The 19,201-nt window shown below is 62.0% G+C and carries 22 protein-coding genes; 16 read left to right on the forward strand and 6 right to left on the reverse strand.

Features of this window, described 5'->3' with window-relative positions:
- Positions 1-44: 44 nt before the first annotated feature.
- On the reverse strand, positions 45-1,106 hold the full coding sequence (locus AB0P14_RS16940) for a 2,3-butanediol dehydrogenase (RefSeq protein ID WP_363844996.1): 1,062 nt from the start codon (positions 1,104-1,106) through the stop codon (positions 45-47).
- Positions 1,107-1,358: 252 nt separating this feature from the next.
- Here AB0P14_RS16940 and AB0P14_RS16945 point away from each other — a divergent pair, with 252 nt between their 5' ends.
- On the forward strand, positions 1,359-2,138 hold the full coding sequence (locus tag AB0P14_RS16945; RefSeq protein WP_363844999.1) for a MerR family transcriptional regulator: 780 nt from the start codon (positions 1,359-1,361) through the stop codon (positions 2,136-2,138).
- Positions 2,139-2,167: 29 nt separating this feature from the next.
- Here AB0P14_RS16945 and AB0P14_RS16950 read toward each other — a convergent pair whose 3' ends face one another.
- Positions 2,168-2,857 carry a ubiquinone/menaquinone biosynthesis methyltransferase gene (locus AB0P14_RS16950; protein ID WP_363845002.1) on the reverse strand — a complete coding sequence of 230 codons (690 nt, stop codon included), beginning with the start codon at positions 2,855-2,857 and terminating at the stop codon, positions 2,168-2,170.
- 109 nt (positions 2,858-2,966) lie between these two features.
- Between AB0P14_RS16950 and AB0P14_RS16955 the strand changes: the two genes are divergently transcribed.
- The 5 genes from AB0P14_RS16955 to AB0P14_RS16975 all read left to right on the forward strand — a co-directional run bounded on the left by AB0P14_RS16955 (position 2,967) and on the right by AB0P14_RS16975 (position 5,701).
- Entirely contained in the window at positions 2,967-3,839 is an 873-nt protein-coding gene (locus tag AB0P14_RS16955) for a DUF4031 domain-containing protein (RefSeq protein WP_363845004.1), read from the forward strand.
- A 364-nt stretch (positions 3,840-4,203) separates the two neighbouring features.
- Positions 4,204-4,434 carry a hypothetical protein gene (locus AB0P14_RS16960; RefSeq protein ID WP_363845007.1) on the forward strand — a complete coding sequence of 77 codons (231 nt, stop codon included), beginning with the start codon at positions 4,204-4,206 and terminating at the stop codon, positions 4,432-4,434.
- Entirely contained in the window at positions 4,435-4,653 is a 219-nt protein-coding gene (locus tag AB0P14_RS16965; protein ID WP_363845066.1) for an ASCH domain-containing protein, read from the forward strand.
- A 32-nt stretch (positions 4,654-4,685) separates the two neighbouring features.
- Entirely contained in the window at positions 4,686-4,997 is a 312-nt protein-coding gene (locus AB0P14_RS16970; RefSeq protein WP_363845010.1) for a cold shock domain-containing protein, read from the forward strand.
- 44 nt (positions 4,998-5,041) lie between these two features.
- A complete protein-coding gene (locus AB0P14_RS16975; protein ID WP_363845013.1) occupies positions 5,042-5,701 on the forward strand; it encodes a pentapeptide repeat-containing protein in 660 nt (219 codons plus the stop codon).
- A gap of 59 nt (positions 5,702-5,760) precedes the next feature.
- Here AB0P14_RS16975 and AB0P14_RS16980 read toward each other — a convergent pair whose 3' ends face one another.
- Positions 5,761-6,234: a hypothetical protein gene (locus AB0P14_RS16980; RefSeq protein WP_363845016.1), complete on the reverse strand. Its 474-nt coding sequence runs from the start codon at positions 6,232-6,234 to the stop codon at positions 5,761-5,763.
- Between the two features lie 145 nt (positions 6,235-6,379).
- On the opposite strand from AB0P14_RS16980, the gene AB0P14_RS16985 reads away from it, so the two are divergent.
- From AB0P14_RS16985 to AB0P14_RS16995, 3 genes are read left to right on the forward strand one after another with little or no spacing between them, the layout of a single operon-like run.
- Entirely contained in the window at positions 6,380-7,600 is a 1,221-nt protein-coding gene (locus AB0P14_RS16985) for a histidine kinase (protein ID WP_363845019.1), read from the forward strand.
- On the forward strand, positions 7,597-8,232 hold the full coding sequence (locus tag AB0P14_RS16990) for a response regulator transcription factor (protein WP_363845022.1): 636 nt from the start codon (positions 7,597-7,599) through the stop codon (positions 8,230-8,232). The genes AB0P14_RS16985 and AB0P14_RS16990 overlap by 4 nt, the downstream gene beginning before the upstream one ends.
- A 54-nt stretch (positions 8,233-8,286) precedes the next feature.
- Positions 8,287-9,924 carry a sialidase family protein gene (locus AB0P14_RS16995; RefSeq protein ID WP_363845025.1) on the forward strand — a complete coding sequence of 546 codons (1,638 nt, stop codon included), beginning with the start codon at positions 8,287-8,289 and terminating at the stop codon, positions 9,922-9,924.
- 148 nt (positions 9,925-10,072) lie between these two features.
- Here AB0P14_RS16995 and AB0P14_RS17000 read toward each other — a convergent pair whose 3' ends face one another.
- Positions 10,073-10,573, reverse strand: coding sequence for a PspA/IM30 family protein (locus tag AB0P14_RS17000; RefSeq protein ID WP_363845028.1), 501 nt, complete (start codon positions 10,571-10,573; stop codon positions 10,073-10,075).
- A gap of 9 nt (positions 10,574-10,582) precedes the next feature.
- Complete coding sequence (locus AB0P14_RS17005; RefSeq protein ID WP_363845031.1) at positions 10,583-11,158, reverse strand: hypothetical protein; 576 nt, start codon at positions 11,156-11,158, stop codon at positions 10,583-10,585.
- A gap of 165 nt (positions 11,159-11,323) precedes the next feature.
- On the opposite strand from AB0P14_RS17005, the gene AB0P14_RS17010 reads away from it, so the two are divergent.
- From AB0P14_RS17010 to AB0P14_RS17035, 6 genes are all read left to right on the forward strand, one after another.
- On the forward strand, positions 11,324-11,725 hold the full coding sequence (locus AB0P14_RS17010) for a YccF domain-containing protein (RefSeq protein ID WP_363845034.1): 402 nt from the start codon (positions 11,324-11,326) through the stop codon (positions 11,723-11,725).
- Between the two features lie 90 nt (positions 11,726-11,815).
- Positions 11,816-12,049, forward strand: a complete 234-nt coding sequence (locus AB0P14_RS17015) for a hypothetical protein (protein WP_363845037.1) — start codon at positions 11,816-11,818, stop codon at positions 12,047-12,049.
- Positions 12,049-12,654 (forward strand): HutD family protein, encoded by a 606-nt coding sequence (locus tag AB0P14_RS17020; RefSeq protein ID WP_363845040.1) that lies wholly within the window; start codon positions 12,049-12,051, stop codon positions 12,652-12,654. The genes AB0P14_RS17015 and AB0P14_RS17020 overlap by 1 nt, the downstream gene beginning before the upstream one ends.
- 7 nt (positions 12,655-12,661) lie before the next feature.
- Positions 12,662-13,498 (forward strand): PhzF family phenazine biosynthesis protein, encoded by an 837-nt coding sequence (locus tag AB0P14_RS17025; protein WP_363845069.1) that lies wholly within the window; start codon positions 12,662-12,664, stop codon positions 13,496-13,498.
- 215 nt (positions 13,499-13,713) lie between these two features.
- Complete coding sequence (locus AB0P14_RS17030; protein WP_363845043.1) at positions 13,714-14,376, forward strand: hypothetical protein; 663 nt, start codon at positions 13,714-13,716, stop codon at positions 14,374-14,376.
- Between the two features lie 50 nt (positions 14,377-14,426).
- Positions 14,427-15,578, forward strand: coding sequence for a cation:proton antiporter (locus AB0P14_RS17035; RefSeq protein WP_363845046.1), 1,152 nt, complete (start codon positions 14,427-14,429; stop codon positions 15,576-15,578).
- Between the two features lie 108 nt (positions 15,579-15,686).
- Here the strand turns inward: AB0P14_RS17035 and AB0P14_RS17040 are convergent, their stop codons facing one another.
- The gene (locus AB0P14_RS17040) at positions 15,687-17,432 is read right to left on the reverse strand and encodes a DEAD/DEAH box helicase (RefSeq protein ID WP_363845049.1); all 1,746 of its coding nucleotides are present in this window, start codon (positions 17,430-17,432) and stop codon (positions 15,687-15,689) included.
- A 714-nt stretch (positions 17,433-18,146) separates the two neighbouring features.
- Between AB0P14_RS17040 and trmB the strand changes: the two genes are divergently transcribed.
- A complete protein-coding gene (gene trmB / locus AB0P14_RS17045) occupies positions 18,147-18,926 on the forward strand; it encodes a tRNA (guanosine(46)-N7)-methyltransferase TrmB (protein WP_363845072.1) in 780 nt (259 codons plus the stop codon).
- The last annotated feature ends 275 nt before the right edge of the window (positions 18,927-19,201 follow it).

The raw sequence follows: 19,201 nt of genomic DNA on the forward strand, positions 1-19,201 counted from the left end.
CTCAGCTTCCGGGCACCTCTTACCCTTCAAAGGTGGAGCACTGCTCAGCCGCGCGGGTTCACGATGATTTTCACGTGCTCTTCATTGTTGTTGATCAACTGCTCAAAACCTTCGGTGACCAGCCCGTCCAGGCCAATCCGTCCAGTGATGAAGCGAGAAAGGTCCAACTTGCCGCTTTGGACCAGCGCGATGGTGTCCGGGTGGTCATTGGCGTACCCGATGGTGCCGCGCAGATCCACTTCCTTCAGCACCAGCTTTGGCATGTCCACAGCAGGTTTGTGCCCCCAGATGGAGACGTTGACGATGACCGCGCCGGGCCGGACGGCGTCCAGGAGCATGTCCAGAACAGCGGGTACAGATGAGCACTCAAACCCGACGTCCGCACCTTGGCCATTCGTCAACTCGCGGACCTGGCTGGCAACGTCGCCCTCACGGGGATCGAAGACGGCGTCAGCAACACCGGTTTCCAATGCCTTCGCCTTGCGCGCCTCGGAAAGTTCGGAGATGTAGACCGTCAGGCCCTTGGCTTTGAGTACAGCTGCGGTCAGTAGGCCGATGGGACCCGCCCCGCCCACGATGGCAACCTGACCGGCCTTCGCGCCGGAACGCACGTAGGCATGATGCCCCACCGAAAGGGGTTCGATCAGCGCGGCCTGGTCCAAGGGAATGTCACCAATCGGGTGGACCCAGCGCCGTTCCACGACAATCTTCTCAGCCAGCCCGCCACCGCGGCCACCCAATCCGATGAAGTTCATGTCCTTGGACAGCTGATACGGCGCACCTTCGCTTGTATCCACATCCGCACCGATGATGTACGGCTCCACCACCACGTTTTCACCGACCGCCAGATCGGTGACACCCTCACCCAGAGCCGTGATGGTTCCGGAGAACTCATGGCCCAATGTCACGGGAGCAGACTCACCGGAGATCGGATGCGGGTGACCTGCGGGCGGAACGAAGATGGGCCCTTCCAGGTACTCGTGCAGGTCGGTGCCGCAGATCCCGCACCAGGCAACATCAATGGCCACGGTTCCCGGTTTCAGTTCAGGCTCAGCAATGTCCTCGATACGGATGTCATTGCGGTCGTAGTAACGTGCTGCCCTCATGATTGCTCCTCAAGTTTTTCATTATTGAAGACTCGGTCAAACTGCACGGCTTCATGCTGTTGCTGTGCAGAACCACCGGGTCCCCCGAAGTCGCTGACAATCCCATCCTCTCGCAGAAAGCAAGGAACGGCACAAATCGTACGCATGGCGTACGCCACATTGAATACACCTGCTGCGCAGCCGGGACCACAACTTTCCTTGACCGGAACACGCCTTGACCTTGACGTTGCGTCAACCTTTAGAGTTGCTTGCATGAGCACCGATAAAGCCACCTCGGACTGGTCAATCCAGCAAATTGCAGCCCTGGCGGGAACCACCAGCCGAACATTGCGGCACTACGACGCCATCGAACTGTTGGCGCCGAGCCGGATTGCCAGCAACGGTTACCGGCACTACGACCAGAGAGCACTAGTGCGGTTGCAACGGATTTTACTACTGCGTGAGCTGGGACTCGGACTGCCGGCCATTGCAACCGTTTTGGCGCAAGAGGACTCGGCCACCTCAGCACTGCGAACCCACGTTGCGTGGTTGCGGGGCGAACAGGAACGGCTATCGCGGCTCATCGAGTCAGTTGAAAAGACCATTGCAGCCGAGGCTGCGGGAGAGGAAATCATGGCAAAGGACATGCTTGACGGATTTGACCACACAGCCCACAAGGAGGAGGTGGAGAAGCGCTGGGGCAAGGAAGCGTATGCGCAGAGTGACGCATGGTGGCAGGGAATGGGGGCGAACGGACAGGCGGACTGGAAGGCCCGCGTTGCCGCCCTGAACAACGACTGGATTGCCCTGTCGTCCGGCGGGGACGCACCGTCCTCGTCCGCCGCGCAGGAGTTGGCGCGGCGACACGTTGAATGGCTTACTTCGATGCCAGGAACTCCGGCCACCACACCCGGCGGGGACGTCCGCGGCTACGTCTTGGGGCTTGCCGAAATGTACGTTGCGGACGGGCGCTTTGCCGCGAATTACGGCGGCCTGGACGGAGCCGCATTTGTGCGGGACGCCTTGGGCATTTACGCGGTGCGCGAGCTGTAGGCCCGACGGCGGACGGCCGGCGGAGGCGCTCAGCCCGGCTTGCGGGCAGTCCAGATCATGTTCGTGCCCATGAACCTTGATTTCACCCGGACGTCCTCGAAGCCGGCCAGCTCGAACCTGCCGCGCAGCGCGCCGGGGGTCAGGAATCCGAGCGTCGAGTCGAGCAAATACTGATAAGCCGGGCGGTCGCGGCCAATGATCGTTCCCAGAGTGGGGATGACCACACGCATCCCCACTCGAATGAACGGGGCGAGCACACCGCTGGGCGGGGATGATTCAAGGGCCACAACCACACCTCCCGGCTTCAGGACCCGGAACTGTTCGTTCAAAACCTGGTCCAGATCGCTGACATTCCGAAGCAGGTAGCCGTGAGTGACGGCGTCGAACCCGTTATCTTCGAAGGGCAACTCATGGGCGTCGGCAAACTGCCAGTCGATGCCTGCGTTGCCCTCAAGCTGGCGGGCCACGTCCAGCATCGACTCGGAGAAGTCTGCGCCAATGACAGCGCCGGAGGGGCGCTGTTCGCGGATGGCCCTGGCGATGACGCCGGTTCCGGTGGCCAGGTCCAGGTAGCGGTGCCCGGGGCGGGCGGTGGCCAGCGTGGCGACTTCACGGCACCAGCGCTGGTGCGAACCCAGCGTCATCAGCCGGTTCATGACGTCATAGCGACGGGCGATGCCATTAAAAGTTGCTTGGACGGATGAGTCTTCGTTTCGCATTACCGGCTGCCTTTGCTTGATGTTCCGAACCCTCAAGAGTCTATGCGGACCGGGCCGCCACAGTCCCCGGATCCTCGAACCCTTCCCGCCGAGGGCCTAAACTGGGGCCATGATCTTCATCGATCCGCCCTTTTGGCCAGCGCACGGGACGGTATTCTCCCACCTGATCTCCGATGCCTCCGTTGCCGAACTACACGCCTTCGCAGCGGCCAACGGAGTCGCAGAACGCGCCTTTGACCTTGACCACTATGACGTTCCCGAGCGGATCTACCTGGACCTTGTGACAGCGGGGGCCGTGCCGCTGTCCGGCAAGGAGTTGGCGCGGACCCTGGTGGCGTCGGGCCTGCGCATCAAGGCAAAGTACCGGGTCAAGTCGGTGTCCACAGTTTTGGAGCTGCGCTGGAATGCGCTCATGCCGGGGCAGCCAGAACTGGGCGCGGAGCTGCTGGGTCGATGGAGCGAACCCCACCGGCACTATCATTCCGCCACCCACCTGCTGGCAGTTTTGGAGGCGCTTGACGCCCTGACCGGGCGCAACACGCCCCGCGAAGTGGCGCTGGCAGCCTGGTTTCACGACGCCGTTTACAACGGCACCACTGCCGACGAAGAAGACTCCGCCGTTTTGGCACAAGAGTGCTTAAACGGGATTGTGCCGACGATTGAAACAGCCGAGATTTGCCGCCTGGTCCGCCTGACGACCACCCACTCCCCCGCTGCCGGCGATGTCGCCGGGCATCTTCTGTGCGATGCCGACCTGGCCATCCTCGGCGGCGAGCCGGATGCATACTCTCGTTACACAGAAGGGGTCCGGCGGGACTATGCCCACGTGTCGGAGGATGATTTTGCCAAGGGGAGATCCGCCATCGTACGTCAGCTGCTGGCACTGCAGCCAATGTTTCACACGGCCAAGGGCCAGGAATTGTGGGCGGCCCGGGCACAGGAAAACCTCAACCGGGAACTGGCGGGAATCCTAACCTCGTAAATCGGGTTAGCCGCCAGTATGCACACGTGTTCCTCCCAATGGCGAGTGCTCCCGACGTTATTGCGTAGTGGAAAACCGTTCCCTGAACGCAGTCGGCGTCGTGCCCAGCTGACGCGCAAATGCCCGCCGAAGCGTCTCGTCCGTACCCATGCCACTGAGCTGGGCCACGAGGGTGATCGGGTGGCCAGCAGTTGCCGGTGGCGGCGATTTGGGCCGGTTCGACGGCGCCGCCCCTTGCGGCAGCCATGTTCACCGAGCAGACTGCACTCGGAGCCGAGCACGCCGCCCCCGGACCGCACCACCTCCAGCACATGACACGAATGTGCTAAATAGTTCACCTTGCGCCGCGCAGTAGGCTTTGCGCATGACGAACAATGACCTCAGAACTGCGCCGGAATTCGCCAACCTTCCAATCGGCGAATTCGCCTTCCCCGGGCCGTTGCGCGACCAGTTGGTGGCGGCAATTCTCGACGGTTCAAAAACGTCCACAACGACCGCCCTCATTGAATTCGAGGTGGAACAGGAGGAGCTGCCCCGCGTCGGTGAGCGGGAAGTGGTGGTGGATTCTGCGGGCCGCGGCGTTGCCGTCATCTAACTGACGGAAGTTCGCACGGTGCGGCTGGCCGATGTAGACCTGCAGCACGCCGTCGACGAGGGCGAAGGCTTCACCACCGTGGCGCAATGGCGGGCTGGCCATGAGGTCTTTTGGCATTCCCCTGACATGAGAGCGTACATGAATGATCCTGAATTCACGGTGGATGACACCACGATGTTGGTGCTCCAACGCTTCAAGGTGATCGCCCAGTTACCATAGCCGGTCCGCCACATTTCCCTTAGGCTGGCACCATGGAGACCTCAGGAACAGTCCGTTTTTGGCATGATGAAGAAGGCTGGGGAGTTCTTGATTCGGAATCGACACCGGGCGGCTGTTGGGCCCATTATTCCCATATTGCCGGGCCGGGTTATCGCTCATTACAGCCAGGTCAGGATGTCTCTTTTGAGTGGGAGGCTGCCGCACAGGACGGTTACAGTTACCGGGCAACCCGGGCGTGGCCGGCCGGCGATGAACCAAGCCCCGATCCCGGCCCTGCTGCGCCCGTGGAAGAAACGCATGGCGCTTATAACTCCGCCTTGAGGATCCGCTTCGACAACCCCTGACTATCATAAAATCTACTCCCGCCGCGGGCAGATAACCTAGATGCATGGCTTCGAAGAATGCACCCCGCGCACCCCGGCTCACCCCGCTGACACTGCATGATCTGGTAGACAACGACGATGCTTTCTTCGGCCCCGGTGACACTTATGACGGCCAGCGCTTTGACCGTCCCAGCTTTGACGGCGTCAACCTGACATCCTCGGATTTCTTGGAGTGCGAACTCAACGGCCCCCTGCTCAATGACGCCGAGCTCCGCGGTGTGCGTTTCCGCGGCTCCGTCATTAAGGACAGCTTCGCCCCGATCATGAAGGGTGCCCGGACTAGCTGGCGTGACACCGAAGTCACCTCACCGCGCTGGGGATCGGCCGAACTCTACGACAGCAGCTGGCAGTCGGTACGGATCGACGGCGGCAAGATCGATTTCCTGAACCTGCGGGCTTCAAAGATTATTGACCTGCAAATCAGCGACTGCATCATTGACGAACTCGATCTGGGTGGCACCCACGTCACGCGCCTGGCGTTGCAGAACTGCCGGATCGGAACCCTGGATCTGCAACAGGCCACCTTGAAGGATGTAGATCTGAGGACCACAGACTTCCGCACGCTCAACGGCGTCGGCTCCATGTCCGGCGTCGTGATTGACGATTACCAAATGGGCCTGCTCGCACCAATCTTCGCCGCTCATCTGGGCATCACCGTCGCCTGACATCAGCCTGACACCAGGCAGCGCTGCCCCTGCAGAGCAAACCCGCTAGGGCCAACCGCCTAGCCCATCAGCGAGACACCGAACGTTGCGGCCACACCAAAGGCGGTGCCCCACAGGATGATGGAGATGACCTGCCAAAGGATCACGGCATTCTTCGGCGCACCAAAGGACACCATGGCGGCGGAAGTGATCTGGCTCGGCAGGATAGTCTGGCCCACCAGACTCACGCCGGCAACGCCATACTTATCGAATGCTTTGCGCAGCTTGGCCCGGCGCGGGGACTCTTCCTTCGGTGCACGGCCGGCAGCAACCTTGGCCCGGACCCGGTGCGCGCTGAGTACAAAGATCAGCATCGAGACCACGTTGCCCACCACTGCCGCAGCAATGGCCACCGCCGGGTTCAGCCCACCCAGCACACCAACCACCGAACCAAAGTAGGACTCCACAAAAGGAATGGCCGCTATCAGGAGCACGCCCACCCACTGCAGCATGGGAGGAAGGGAGGCGGTGAAGGACTGCATTGACTCGATCATGATGACTTCTTTCGTCGGTGGAATTCGTTGATGAATCAATCCTTTCGCAGTAGCCCGGGACGCAATAGTGCATTGTTGTCACGTCTTGACTTGCACTTTTACACGGCGAATCCATGACAAATGTCATTGCCATAGACTGAAACCCATGCCCGCAGTCTCCGCCCCGGAAATTCCACGCCCACCCTCCAGTCTGGGCCGCAGCGTGCGCTCCACCTGGACGTACACTTTGGGTTCCATCGTGTTCATTCTGGTGGTCCTGCACTTCATGCTGCTGAGCTTCGCCGCCAGTGATTTCACCGCCAAGCACGACGCCGTTTCTGGACTATTGCTGTTTGTCCTCCTTCTCGCTGTGGCTCTCCAAGTGCGCTACTGCTGGTTCCTGCAGGCCGGTTTAGGTGGTGGGCTTCCCCGAACTGTGTGGACCGTGGCCACGCTGGTCACCTCTGGCGCTGTCTGGGTCTTGGGAGTACTCACCTCTGACGCCGGGTGGATTGCGGCGATTCCACTGTGGTTGGCGGTGTCTCTCGTGGCCTGCCTGCTGCCGAAAAAGCAGCGTTGGCTAACCGTGGCGGGCGGCATTCTTTCGCTTCTAGCATTTGCCGCCATTCGTCATTATTGGCTGGGGCTCTCCGATCCGCTTCCGCACGATGCTGCCTCCCGCATGCTGCTGATATATTCGGCCGGCATGCCCCTGCTGCTCATCAGCAGCCTGTGGTGGTGGCAGGTAGTGGTGGAACTGGACCGGCACCGGCTCATGGCCGGCGAGTTAGCGGTTGCCCAGGAAAGGCTCCGCTTCGCCGCGGACCTGCACGATATTCAAGGCCACCATCTGCAGGTCATCGCCCTGAAATCCGAACTGGCCGAACGGCTTCTGGATCGCAATCCCGAGGCAGCTCGCGAGAACATTCATGAGACTCGGCTCATTGCCAAGCAAGCTCTCGAGGAAACCCGTTCACTGGTGTCCGGCTACCGAGAAACATCCTTGGAAGACGAACTGGAGAATGCCCGCGAAGTCCTCACGGCAGCCGGGGCACACTGTGAACTGACGCTGGAAACACTGCCAGCAGAACCGGCAGCGCAACAGGCATTGGCCATGACAGTTCGTGAGGCCACCACCAATATTCTGCGCCACAGCGAAGCCACCCACGCCACCATTACCGTGGCGTCAACAAAGGGCGGGGTCACGCTGACCATCCGAAACAACGGACTCAACGGCACGCCGTCGTCCATGTCCTTGACGGCGGGCACCGGCTTGCTGGGCTTGCGGGAACGGCTCGAGACAGCCGGCGGAACACTTGAAACCACCATGGACACCGGCCACTTCGAGGCGCAGGCGTGGGTCCCCAGCAAAGGAACGCTCGCATGATTGAAACTCAGGAATCCGCTACGACCGGCAGGATTCGGCTGCTGATTGCCGACGACGAGCATCTGATCCGCGGCGCCTTGGAGGCCCTGCTGGGGCTCGAAGGCGACATTGACGTGGTGGCAAGTGCCGATAATGGCGTCACCGCCGCCGAGTTGGCGTTAACCACGAGCCCCGATATTTGCCTGCTCGATCTGGAAATGCCGCAGGCCGATGGCCTCGAAGCGGCCACCAAGATTCTGGCCACAGTGAACACACGCGTGATCATCGTGACCCGCCATGCCCGTCCGGGTGTGCTGCGCCGGGCGCTGGCCTCCAAGGTTTCCGGCTTCGTGCCGAAGTCCACGCCGGCGCAGGAACTGGCCCACGTAATTCGGGATGTGGCGGCCGGAAAACGCTACATCGACCCGGAGATTGCCGCTGCCGCGCTGACCGCCGAGCGTTGCCCGCTCACGGACCGCGAGCTGGATGCGCTGCGCGTGAGCCGCTCCACCACCAGCGTCGCGCAGATTGCCAAGCAGCTGCATCTGGCCTCGGGCACGGTGCGCAACTATCTCTCCTCCGCCATGATTAAGCTCAACGCTGTTTCCCGGCATGACGCCGCCGAAAAAGCGTGGCAACAGGGCTGGATCTAGAATCTTTCCGCCCCGGAACCCCGCGGACGTTGAGAATCCAGCTAAGCTCACTATGTGATAATACGTCCTACATCTTTGGAAACGGTTCTTGCCCGCCGCGGAGTCGCGGGGCACCGGCAGTACCGCATCCCTGCCCTGGCAGTGTCGCCACGGGGAACTCTTCTGGCCGCTTACGACGGCCGCCCCAACCTGGATGACCTGCCCAATCCGATCGATCTGCTCCTCCGCCGCAGCACCGACAACGGACTCACGTGGGGACCGCAGCAAACCGTACGCACCGGCACCGGCTTGGACGGTTACGGCGATCCAAGCCTGCTCATCGACACCTCAACCGGGCGCATCTTCCTCTTCCACGCGGCGGGCACGCACGCGGGATTCTTCGAGGCCGCGGCGGGGCTCGATGACCAGGACGCCATCCAGCACACTGACCTCAGCTTTTCCGACGACGACGGCGTCACCTGGCAACACCGCCGCCTCACCGCCATGCTCAAGGGCGACGGGGTTACCGGCCTCTTTGCTGCGGCCGGAGCCGGCATTCAGATCCACACCGGCCCTTTCCTTGGACGTCTGGTGCAGCAGTTTGTGCTGCTTCACGAGGGCGAAATCAAGGCCGCCAGCGCGTACAGCGACGATCATGGCGAGACGTGGGCGCTGGGAGAATTCATTGCCGGCGCCAACGAAAACAAGGTGGTGTGTCTGGCTGACGGAACCCTGCTGATGCATTCGCGCGCCACCCCGCACCGACTCACGGCCATCTCCATCGACGGCGGCCACAGCTACACCACAGCCCAGCCGCACCTAGAGCTGCCGGACCCCAGCGACAACGGCTCCGTGGCCCGGTTCGACGGCCGCCCTTTCGTCACCACACTGTCCACACCGGACACCGCTGATACCACTGACTGGCTCATCGCCACCCACAACCACGATCCTGCCCTGCGCCGCAATACCGTCCTGAAGCTCTCGCAAGACAACGGCACAACCTGGCCCTTCGGCGTCGAACTATGCGGTGGAAGCTCGCAATATTCCACGGCTGCGCGCCTGCCCGACGGCCGCATCGGCGTCCTCTATGAGCGTCAGGGCTACCAAGAAATTGTGTTTGTGACGATCGATCCGGCAGAATTACTGGCCTCCCCCACGACCTCTTTGACGCACAATTCCGGCACCGCCACTTCTCGCCGCGTGGCTCTGGACGTGGTGCTGCGTTCCATCACCCCCGGCCGTCCCGCAGTATGGGAGAGCGTTGGCGAGAGTTTTGTGCTCGCCCAGACCGACGGCGATTGGGATCCGTCCGCGTGGAAAGAGGTGGGACAGGGCTACTCTGAGGAGGCCCCGCAGGTGCTCTCCAACCGGGAGTCGCAGGATCTGAACTACGGCGCTGTGATCCCGGGATATAAGGCTGGTGACGTTCTAGCTTTCTCGGGCCGGGTCCGCAATTCCGGCTTGGCGGCACCAAAAGTGGCAGTTTTCATGGAGAGCCGAACGGAGGGGATCGTTGCACTTCTTGGTTGGGATCCGTTGCTGCCGGGCGCGGCGCGTAGTTTCACCTCTACCTGCACGGTGACCGAGGCCGACATTACGGCCGGAACCCTGACTCTGGAGTTCAATATGGGGGTCGACGCCGGCATGGTCACCTCCGGCGCACGGCGCGGCTTTACCTTTGACATGGTGTCCGGGGACATCACCGAGCACTGATGCTCTGGGCTCTGGGCTCTGGGCACGGTATCGATCCGAGCGGTTGCCATCTCGCACCCCGCTCGGCGCATCCGTCCGTGAGATATGGCTGTTTAGAGCACCCTAAACGGCCATATCTCACGGATGGATGGCCACACGGGGGAGTTTTCTAGTGCTCGCCATCGAAATCTTCCAGCGCCTGTGCGATAGCTTGGTTGGCGCTGGCTGCTTTCTGGGTTGCCGTGAGCGTTTCCACGGTTACGTTGAAGCCTGAGACCCGGGCCTGCAACTGAGTCAGCGCGGAAATCAGCATGGCTTCTTGTTCGGCGAGAGCGTCCCGCTGAGAGACGAGATCGGCCAGTTGCCCGCCCATGATCAGATGCCGGTTCATGGCCGATTGGGCGGCTGTCTCATCGCCTTCGCTGCGGGACTTTTCGGCTTGCTGTGCCAACTTCTCCATAGCGTTTTGCAGGTCTTCGGCCTGCATATCTAGGCGCTGGCGGCTCACCGAAACATCGGCCACTCCCCTGCGCATCTTTTGCACGGCGGCTTGCTGCTTGCCCCGGGCATCGTTCAAGGTGAGTTGGCCGCTGGAGGAGGTGCCGCCGTCGTGCTTCCTGCGGGAAGATTTGGGCCGGAAAAGCGCTGCAATTTTGGTGAAAATGCGCATGAAGGCGAGCTAGTCGTTGCCAAGTTCAGTGTAGGTTTGAGCCCACTTTTTCAGCATGGTCGCCTCAATTTCCAGGGTTCGGGTGAGGTTCTTCAGGTCCACATCTCCGGCGGGCGCGGCCGTGCTGGCCAGGGCTTGTCGCACACCTGTGGCGGTCTGGGTGATCTGCTCAACCTGCGTGCCCAACGTCTTGACATAGAGGCCCTGGACGGCAGTTTCGGGCTCCTGCTGCGCCACCAAAAGATGGTGTTCCATGACCTTGCCAGCCTGCTGCAGCGAGGCGAAAATGGGCTCCAGATTGCCCGTGTACTGCCCGGCTCCCTGCGCTACGGCAAGGGATCGGCCAGTGGCTTCCAAGGCTTCGGCCAAGGCCACGCGCTGTTTGAGGATCTCAGCCATGGGACCGGTGCTGGATTCGGCCCGAACCTTCAGGGCGCTGCGCTTGGCAGACTCATACTTGGGCTTGCCAATCTTGACCAGGCCCAGCACTCCGCGGGAAATCAGGACCGCCAAGGTGATACCCACGCCCAAGACGATGGCAATGATCACCAGCATGAGGATCAAAAAAACTGTGCCGAAGTCCATGAAAGCTAGGTTTCCTTAGGGGCTGGGGTTACGGGTGGGGGGAGGTGACGTTGCTGATCAGCGTAGCACCGGAGGCCTCTTGGAAGCTGGGCGGTTGGTGTGAAATCAGGGGCAGTCAGGGTGAACCCTGATGTGTTTGTCAGGGCCAGCAGGCACAATGGGGTAATGAAGACAATCTTGAATCTCATCTGGCTCATCTTTGGCGGTTTCTGGCTGGCCATGAGCTATTTTCTCGCCGGCATTGTGTGCTGCGTTCTGGTCATCACCATCCCGTGGGGCATCGCCTCGTTCCGCATTGCCGGGTACGCACTGTGGCCCTTTGGCCGGATGGTGGTCGATAAGCCGGGCGGAACAGGCATTGCCAGCACTTTGGGAAATGTCATTTGGATTCTGGTGGCTGGCATTTGGATTGTCATCGGCCACGTCACCACAGCCGTTGCCATGGCCGTGACCATCATTGGGATTCCTCTGGCCATCGCCAACTTGAAGTTGATCCCGGTATCGCTCATGCCGTTGGGGAAGGAGATTGTTCCCACCAACCGTCCTTTCGCCAGCAACTACCGGTAGCCGGAGCGGAACCGCACAGAGTACGGGTGTTTGCGGTGCCTTCCGTGACCTCTGTGCTCCCTTCGACTCGCAGCCGCGTAAGCTTGAGTAATGCGCAATAAGACCGATTGGCTAGACATCATTGTCAACTTCGCCAGTTTCGCGGCCATGATCCTGGTGCTGACTTTCGCCCGCGTGAACCTGCCGTTGAAGATCGTGCTGGCCTTTGCTGTGTCCCTAGCGATCACGGGAGGCTGGTCGTACTACAAACGCAAGCTCCGCCGCCGGCCTTCGGACCTCAAACGCCTGCACGTGTACAGCGAAAAGAATGTGGACGAAAAATAATGCAGATCATTCGATACGCTTCTCTCAAAGCTGCCCAGTGGACCAACGGCGGCGGCATGACACGCCAGATCGCGGCAGGTCCCAGCGATGCCACCGGAACAAACTGGGACTGGCGCATCAGCATCGCCGAAATAGCCAAGGCTGGCCCCTTTTCACCCATGCCCGGGATCGATAGGATCATCACCGTCATCGAGGGCGACCTCATTGCCCTGAACGTCGACGGCGCCGAGCAGGCCCTCGAAAAGTACCGTCCGTTCCGCTTTTCCGGCGACTCGGAAACCTCCGCAAGCCTACCCACCGGCGCGCTCAAAGATCTGAACCTCATGACCCGCCGCGGTGCCTTCAAGGGCTACGCGGCCATCATCGAACTCTCCAAGAAACGCCCGCACCCCGTGTTTGCGGACCAATTCGCCGTGCTGTTGCAGGGCTCGGCTACCGTCTCTCCCGCAGCAGCGGACGACGCCGATGCCTCCTCCCCGGCGCCCGTCGCCACCACCGCACCCGAAACGCTGGGCAAGTTTGACACGGTGGTGGGCTCTGACGCTGCCCCGGAAATTTCCGGCCGCGGCTTCCTCGCCGTACTGAGCATCGACCCCGTTCTCTAACGCCGTGGTGACGTCGCGCCGGTACAGTGAGGTCGATGTCTTTTCGGCGACAGCCTACCGCGGCAATGCGCTGGCCGTGGTCCACGACGCCGAGGGTTTGAGCACGGCGGACATGGCGCAATTCGCCAACTGGACCAACCTCGCCGAGACCACGTTTTTGTTGGCCCCAACTGATCCGCGGGCGGACTACCGGGTCAGGATTTTTACGGCCAGCGAAGAACTGCCCTTCGCCGGACACCCCACTCTGGGATCCGCCAGAGCATGGCTGGAATCCGGTGGAACCGTGGGCCCTAGCGGTGTGATCATGCAGGAATGCGAGGCGGGTCTTGTACCGGTTCGCGTGACGGGCGACCGCTTAGCTTTTGAGGCGCCACCGCTCACGCGGTACGAAGACATCGACGAATCACGTCTGCCGCGGGTTGCCAGCGTTCTGGGTATTAGGCGTGAGCACATCCTAGACTCCTCGTGGATCGTCAACGGGCCACGCTGGATGGGCATCCGCTTGGCCTCTGCGCAGGAGGTCCTGGCGCTCCGCCCGGACCCCAACCGCTTGGACGATCTTGAGATCGGGGTTGTGGGTCCGCATGCTCCCGGCGCTGAAACGCAGTTCGAGGTGCGCGCATTCTTCGGCGGCGACGCCGTGTGGGAGGACCCCGTCACCGGCAGCCTCAATGCGGGTCTGGCACGCTGGATGAGCGATACCGGTGTGGCGCCGTCGAACTATATAGCCGCCCAAGGAACCGTTCTCGGCAGGGAAGGCCGGGTCCACATCGACATCGAGGATGGCTCGATTTGGGTGGGCGGACAGGCCACTCTCTGCATCGAGGGCACCGTCCGGCTGTAACGCCACAGGTTCATCCCTGGGTCTGAGGCGCCCTCCAGGCTTCCTGCATAGGCTGATGGTTCCTAGGGGAAGGATCCGCAATGAGCCGGTTGGTGTTCAAACGTACGTTTCACATGGTTTTAGTGTCAGTCGTCGTCGTTTCACTTATCGGGCTAAGCGGGTGTGGAGCTGCGCCCACCAGTACGTACACCAACGCTGTGGGCGAAGAAGTGACTGTGAGTTGGAAGGATTTTCCCCTCCACGGATATTCGTTACCTGAGGAGATTCTTGCAGCGCCGGCCAAAGAGGACGTTGAAGGAATCTCGGCGGCCATCCTGGACGAGCTCAAGGCCGTACTGACTGAAGAGTTCGAGTTGCAGTGGACCGCCAGCGGCGAGACTGGGTGGTATCCCAACCAGGGCAATGGATACGGTGGCAAGTCCATGACCACAACCTTTAACTCGGTGCAGTGGGACAGCGACAGCGCCCCTGTCGAAACCTCGGATTGGGAAGCAATTCTGGCCACCACCAACCGCATCACCACCGCCCGGGGTCTTGGCGCGATGAAGTTATCCCCCGACGCCGACACCCTCCAGAATGATCCCGCGTGGCATGAGGAACTAGTGGAGAGATACGGCACGGCGGATCCGCATAAGCTTTACTGGATCACTGGCACAGCCTATGCAGATTCGCAGTGGTTCTCGCTCTCACTGGTGAATGTTGATCGAGATACAACCGGTAAGGCTGCCAAGGAGTACGAGAACTCTGGACTCCCACCCCGAACTATTTCTCTGAGCTATGGCGCCACCGCTGTGTCCCGCGATGATCTACCCGCATTCAAGGACGCACTCGCACCATTCCAGGGGCTCACGCCGCCCGAACCGACCACCTCGGATTAGCTTCCTTCATGGGAGGCGCGGGCCAGCGGGCGGCGCAGTAGGCTGGCGGCATGACGTTTCCGATCATGGCGCTGATCTGCTTCTTGGCGCTTCTGGGGTCGCTGCTGGCGTTACCTGCGCAATGGCGCATACCAGTGGTGATCGGCGAGCTGCTTGCCGGGCTTTTGATCGGCCGAACGGGACTGAATCTGGTGGACCCGGCCGAGCCCACCTTCACATTTCTGGCCGATATGGGGTTCGCCCTCATCATGTTCGTGGCCGGCACGCATGTCCCCGTCCGGGACAAACAAATCAGGTCTGCGCTGGGCAGCGGGGCGGTTCGACTAGTGGTGGTGGCTTGCGCTTCCGCAGCAGTCGGCATCGGGTTGGCGGTTTTGTTTGGCAATGGCCATGCCCCGCTCTATGCGGTTCTTCTGGCGTCCTCATCAGCCGCCCTGGTGGTGCCTATTGTCAGCTCTCTAAAACTGTCCGGGCCACCGGTTTTGGCAATGATGGCGCAGGTGGCGATGGCCGATGCCCTGGCCATCATCGCCCTGCCGCTGGCACTGGCCCCGGCCACCGCGGGGAGGGCGGCACTTGGTTCCTTGGCAGTGTTGGCGTGTTCCGCCGTCGTACTTTTCTTTTTACGCAAAGCCGACAAGAACGGGCTCCGGCGCCGGATTCACAACGTTTCAGAGGAACGAAAGTTCGCCCTCGAGCTCAGATTCCAGTTGGTACTGCTGTTCGCGCTGGCGGGACTGGCCGTGTGGAGCCACGTGTCGATCATGCTCGCGGGCTTCACCTTTGGGCTGGTGGTCTCGGCGGTGGGCGAACCGCGGCGACTGGCGCGACAACTTTTTGCCCTGACCGAGGGGTTCTTGGGGCCGCTGTTTTTCTTGTGGCTCGGCTCGTCCTTGGATCTGCGCGAACTTGCCAGCCACCCGACGATGATCCTGTTGGGCTTGGCCCTGGGGCTTGGCGCGATCGGTGTACATTCACTTACCAGGCTCTTCGGACTGCCGCTACCGCTGGGGGTGCTGTCCGCGTCACAGCTGGGTGTTCCCATCGCGGCCGCGACCATCGGCATTCAACAAAAGCTGCTGATCCCGGGCGAACCGGCGGCACTGGTCCTTGGCGCTCTCATTACCATGGCTGCTGCGACGGTGGCCGCGGGACGTTATGCAAATGCTGGCAAGGAACGCGCTAACGAGAAACGATCATAGTCCCTGTCCCGTGAGTGGATCGGGTACGACGAAGCCCCGCCGCGCCTGACGTTGTGCAACATCTGACTCAGCGGGGCCCGGTCTTACTCGGCGAATTTAGCCTGTGGGCTAGCGTCCGCGGCGCTGGTTGGAGGCCGGAGCCGTTGCGCGGCGGGGTCCGCCGGAACGGGCGCCGCCACCGTTGGAGTTGTAGCTTCCGCCGGAGTTGCCACCGGTGTTGGAGGACCACACGGCACCGCCCTGGCTGCCACCGCGGGAGTTGCTGCGCGGGGCATCGTTGGTGTGCGAAGAGCTGCGCGGGGCCGAACCCTGGCCTGCGCGGTTTCCGCGAGCAACGTCGCCGTCGCGTGCCGGGCGGCCTGCGCCTACCGGGCGGCCCTCGCCGGAACGTGCCGGGCGGCCTTCGCCTGCACCGCGTGCCGGGCGACGGTTTTCGCCGCCGCCGAAACGGGCACCCTGAGCAGCGCCTTCACGACGCTCGCCGCGGTTGCCCGCAGCTGCCGGACGCTCGGAAGAATCGGAGGAAACGCGGCCACGGCCACCGCGACCACCACGGCCACCGGCTGTGGGGGCTGCGCCGGAGCGGGCGCGCTTGCGCTGAGCGTTTGCACCGGTTGAGGAGCCACCGCCCTGAGCCGGCGCCTTGGAGGCGAGCAAGGCTGCGCGGGTGCGCGGGTCGATCTTGTCAGCGACGTCGCCCACCAAGGTGGCGATGACCGGTGAGCTGGTGGTGACGCGCTCGAAGTTCACGTCGACGCCTGCTGCGCGCATGAGCTTCTTGACGTCGCCCTGCTGCTCAGGGAGCGTCAGGGTGACGACAACGCCGTCGGATCCGGCGCGAGCCGTACGGCCGGAGCGGTGCAGGTAAGCCTTGTGCTCTGTGGGCGGGTCAACGTGGATGACCAATTCAATGTCATCAACGTGCACGCCGCGGGCGGCAACGTCGGTGGCAACCAGGACGCGGACGTCACCGGTGGCGAACTCGGCCAAGTTCCTATCACGGGCATTCTGTGACAGGTTTCCATGAAGGTCGACGGCGGGGATACCGGCGTCGGTCAGGGTCTTGGCCAGCTTGCGAGCGTGGTGCTTGGTGCGCATGAACAGGATGCGGCGGCCGGAGCCGGAGGCCAGCTCAACAATGACCTGCTTCTTCACGGTCTGGTCGTTCACAACCAGAACGTGGTGTTCCATGGTGGACACCGCAGCCTTGGGCTCGTCCACCGAGTGGGTGAGCTGGTTGGAGAGGTAGCGCTGAACAATCTTGTCAACGCCGTTATCCAGTGTTGCGGAGAACAGCATGCGCTGACCCTGTGTGGGGGTCGTGTCCAGCAGGCGCTTGACGACCGGCAAGAAGCCGAGGTCAGCCATGTGGTCGGCCTCGTCCAGAACCGTGATCTCAACGCTTTCAAGTGAAACGATGCGCTGCTTCATAAGGTCTTCGAGGCGGCCCGGGCAAGCGATGACGATGTCGACGCCGGCGCGCAGGGCCTTTTCCTGACGAGCCTGTGAGACGCCACCGTAGATGACAGTGGTGTTCAAGCCCATAGCCTTGGCGAGGGGCTCGATGGTGTTGTTCAGCTGGGTTGCCAGCTCGCGGGTCGGCGCCAAAACCAGGCCCATGGGGCGGCCGGGCTTGCGGAAGTACGGGGCTTCGCGCTCGGCCAGACGGGCCACGAGCGGGATAGCGAAGGCAATGGTCTTGCCGGAGCCGGTGCGGCCGCGACCCAACACGTCGCGTCCTGCCAAAGTGTCCGGCAGAGTCTTGACCTGGATGGGGAATGCTTCTTCAATGCCCTGAGCGGCGAGTGAAGCAACGATTTCCTTGGGCGCACCAAGGGCAGCAAAAGTTGTCATGTAAAGAGAGAATCTTTCGTAAGGCGGTTCAACGTCCCACGGGCAGTTTTGACCGCGGGTTCGCCGATTCAATGCCAGAGCGTGTCAACCGCGGTCTGCACAGTGCAAATTCACTGGGCAAGATCTATGCGGGACAAGTTGCATGCGTTCATCGACGCAGAATGCGCGAAACGCACATTAAGTACCCTCAGTCTACCAGCGGCACGACGCCGGGCACCCCCTTAGTGCCGTAACTCACCTTCAACAGCTCGGTGAGTGTCCAGATAACGTCACTTTGATCCGCTAGGGAGGCCCCTGAACGACGTCATCTGGGTACCCGCGCCACCACGAGCCACTTTCCGCCCCGGCCAAGGCTCCTCACGCCATCGAGCCGTGAGAAATGGCGGTTATGGGAGCTGAAAGCAGCCTTTACTCCCGGGTCGAAATTGTGGGTCGAAATCGTTCAGCTTGAACCTGGCCGAGAGGTTTCCGGACGGCGTGAGGCCAAAATTTCCCAACTAGCCCGCCTGAAAATCACCGGTACCCTTAACAGTGATGAGTGAAACCCCAGCTACCGACGCCCCCGCCACCGCCTCCGCCGCCTCCGCGCTCACCTCCGAGCAGGATGAAAAGCGGTTGGATGAGCAGCCCTCACAGCAGCGTGCACCCCGCACACAGGACGGCTCCGCACGCCCCATCACCCCGGGCAGTCAGGCCGCCGAGGGCACCTACCGCATGCAGCCGGTCTCGTTTGTACGCCGCGGAACCCGCCTACAGGGTCGCCGGCAGCAGGCTTGGGATGACCACTCCGATACCTTGGCCGTGGACGTTCCGCGCCACATCTCGGACACCTCCGTACACCCCGAGTATGTCTTTGACGCCGCGGCAGAGTTTGGCCGCACAGCTCCGCTGATAGTCGAAATCGGTTCCGGCCTGGGCGATGCCGTCATCCACGCAGCCAAAGAAAACCCGGACAAGGATTTCCTAGCTGTAGAGGTTTACACCCCCGGTCTCGCCCAGACCATTCAGAAGATCGTCGCCAACGAGCTGGAAAACGTCCGCGTCGTCCAGGCGAACGCGCCCGAAGTCCTGAGCACCATGCTCCCGGCCGGCTCCGTCAGCGAAGTCTGGGTCTTCTTCCCCGACCCGTGGCACAAGAGCAAGCACAATAAGCGCCGCATGGTGAAGGACACCTTCGCTCCGCTCGTGGCCCGCGTCCTCTCGCCCGGCGGCACCTGGCGCCTAGCCACCGACTGGTCCACCTACGCCGAGCAGATGCTCCACGTGGGCATCGCCTCCGAAGATTTCACTAACCTGCACGACGGCGAGCGCACAGGTTCCGAAAGCCCCCTCACCGAGGCGCGGCTCAGCGGAGTGGATTGCGAACAAAGTGATGAGCCAGATGAGATCGGCGGCTGGGCTCCGCGTTTTGACGGGCGCATCCTGACCAGCTTCGAGAACAAGGCCCACAAGGCTGGCCGCGTCATCTTCGATCTGGCTTTCCGCCGCAACTAAGCGTCCACGCACTGGGCACCCACAAGAGTAGGTACCCACGCGCTGGCGTCCACATGCAGCGCAGAACGGACGCACCAACTGGTCCTCCCCGCCAGCACCCTGAGCGAGCATCATCGTTCAGGGCCCCGGCGAGGAGGGCCTTTTGTTTTTGCCCAGCCCCGCGGGACCAGCGCCAATCATCCGCCGACCCCCACATGAAATAGCGTCGCCAAAAAAGCAACCATTGCTGAGATAGCGTCCACCAAAAAGCAACCATTGCTGCGCTAGCGTCGAGG

The organism is Specibacter sp. NPDC078709, from assembly GCF_040686795.1.
Taxonomy (GTDB): domain Bacteria; phylum Actinomycetota; class Actinomycetes; order Actinomycetales; family Micrococcaceae; genus Specibacter.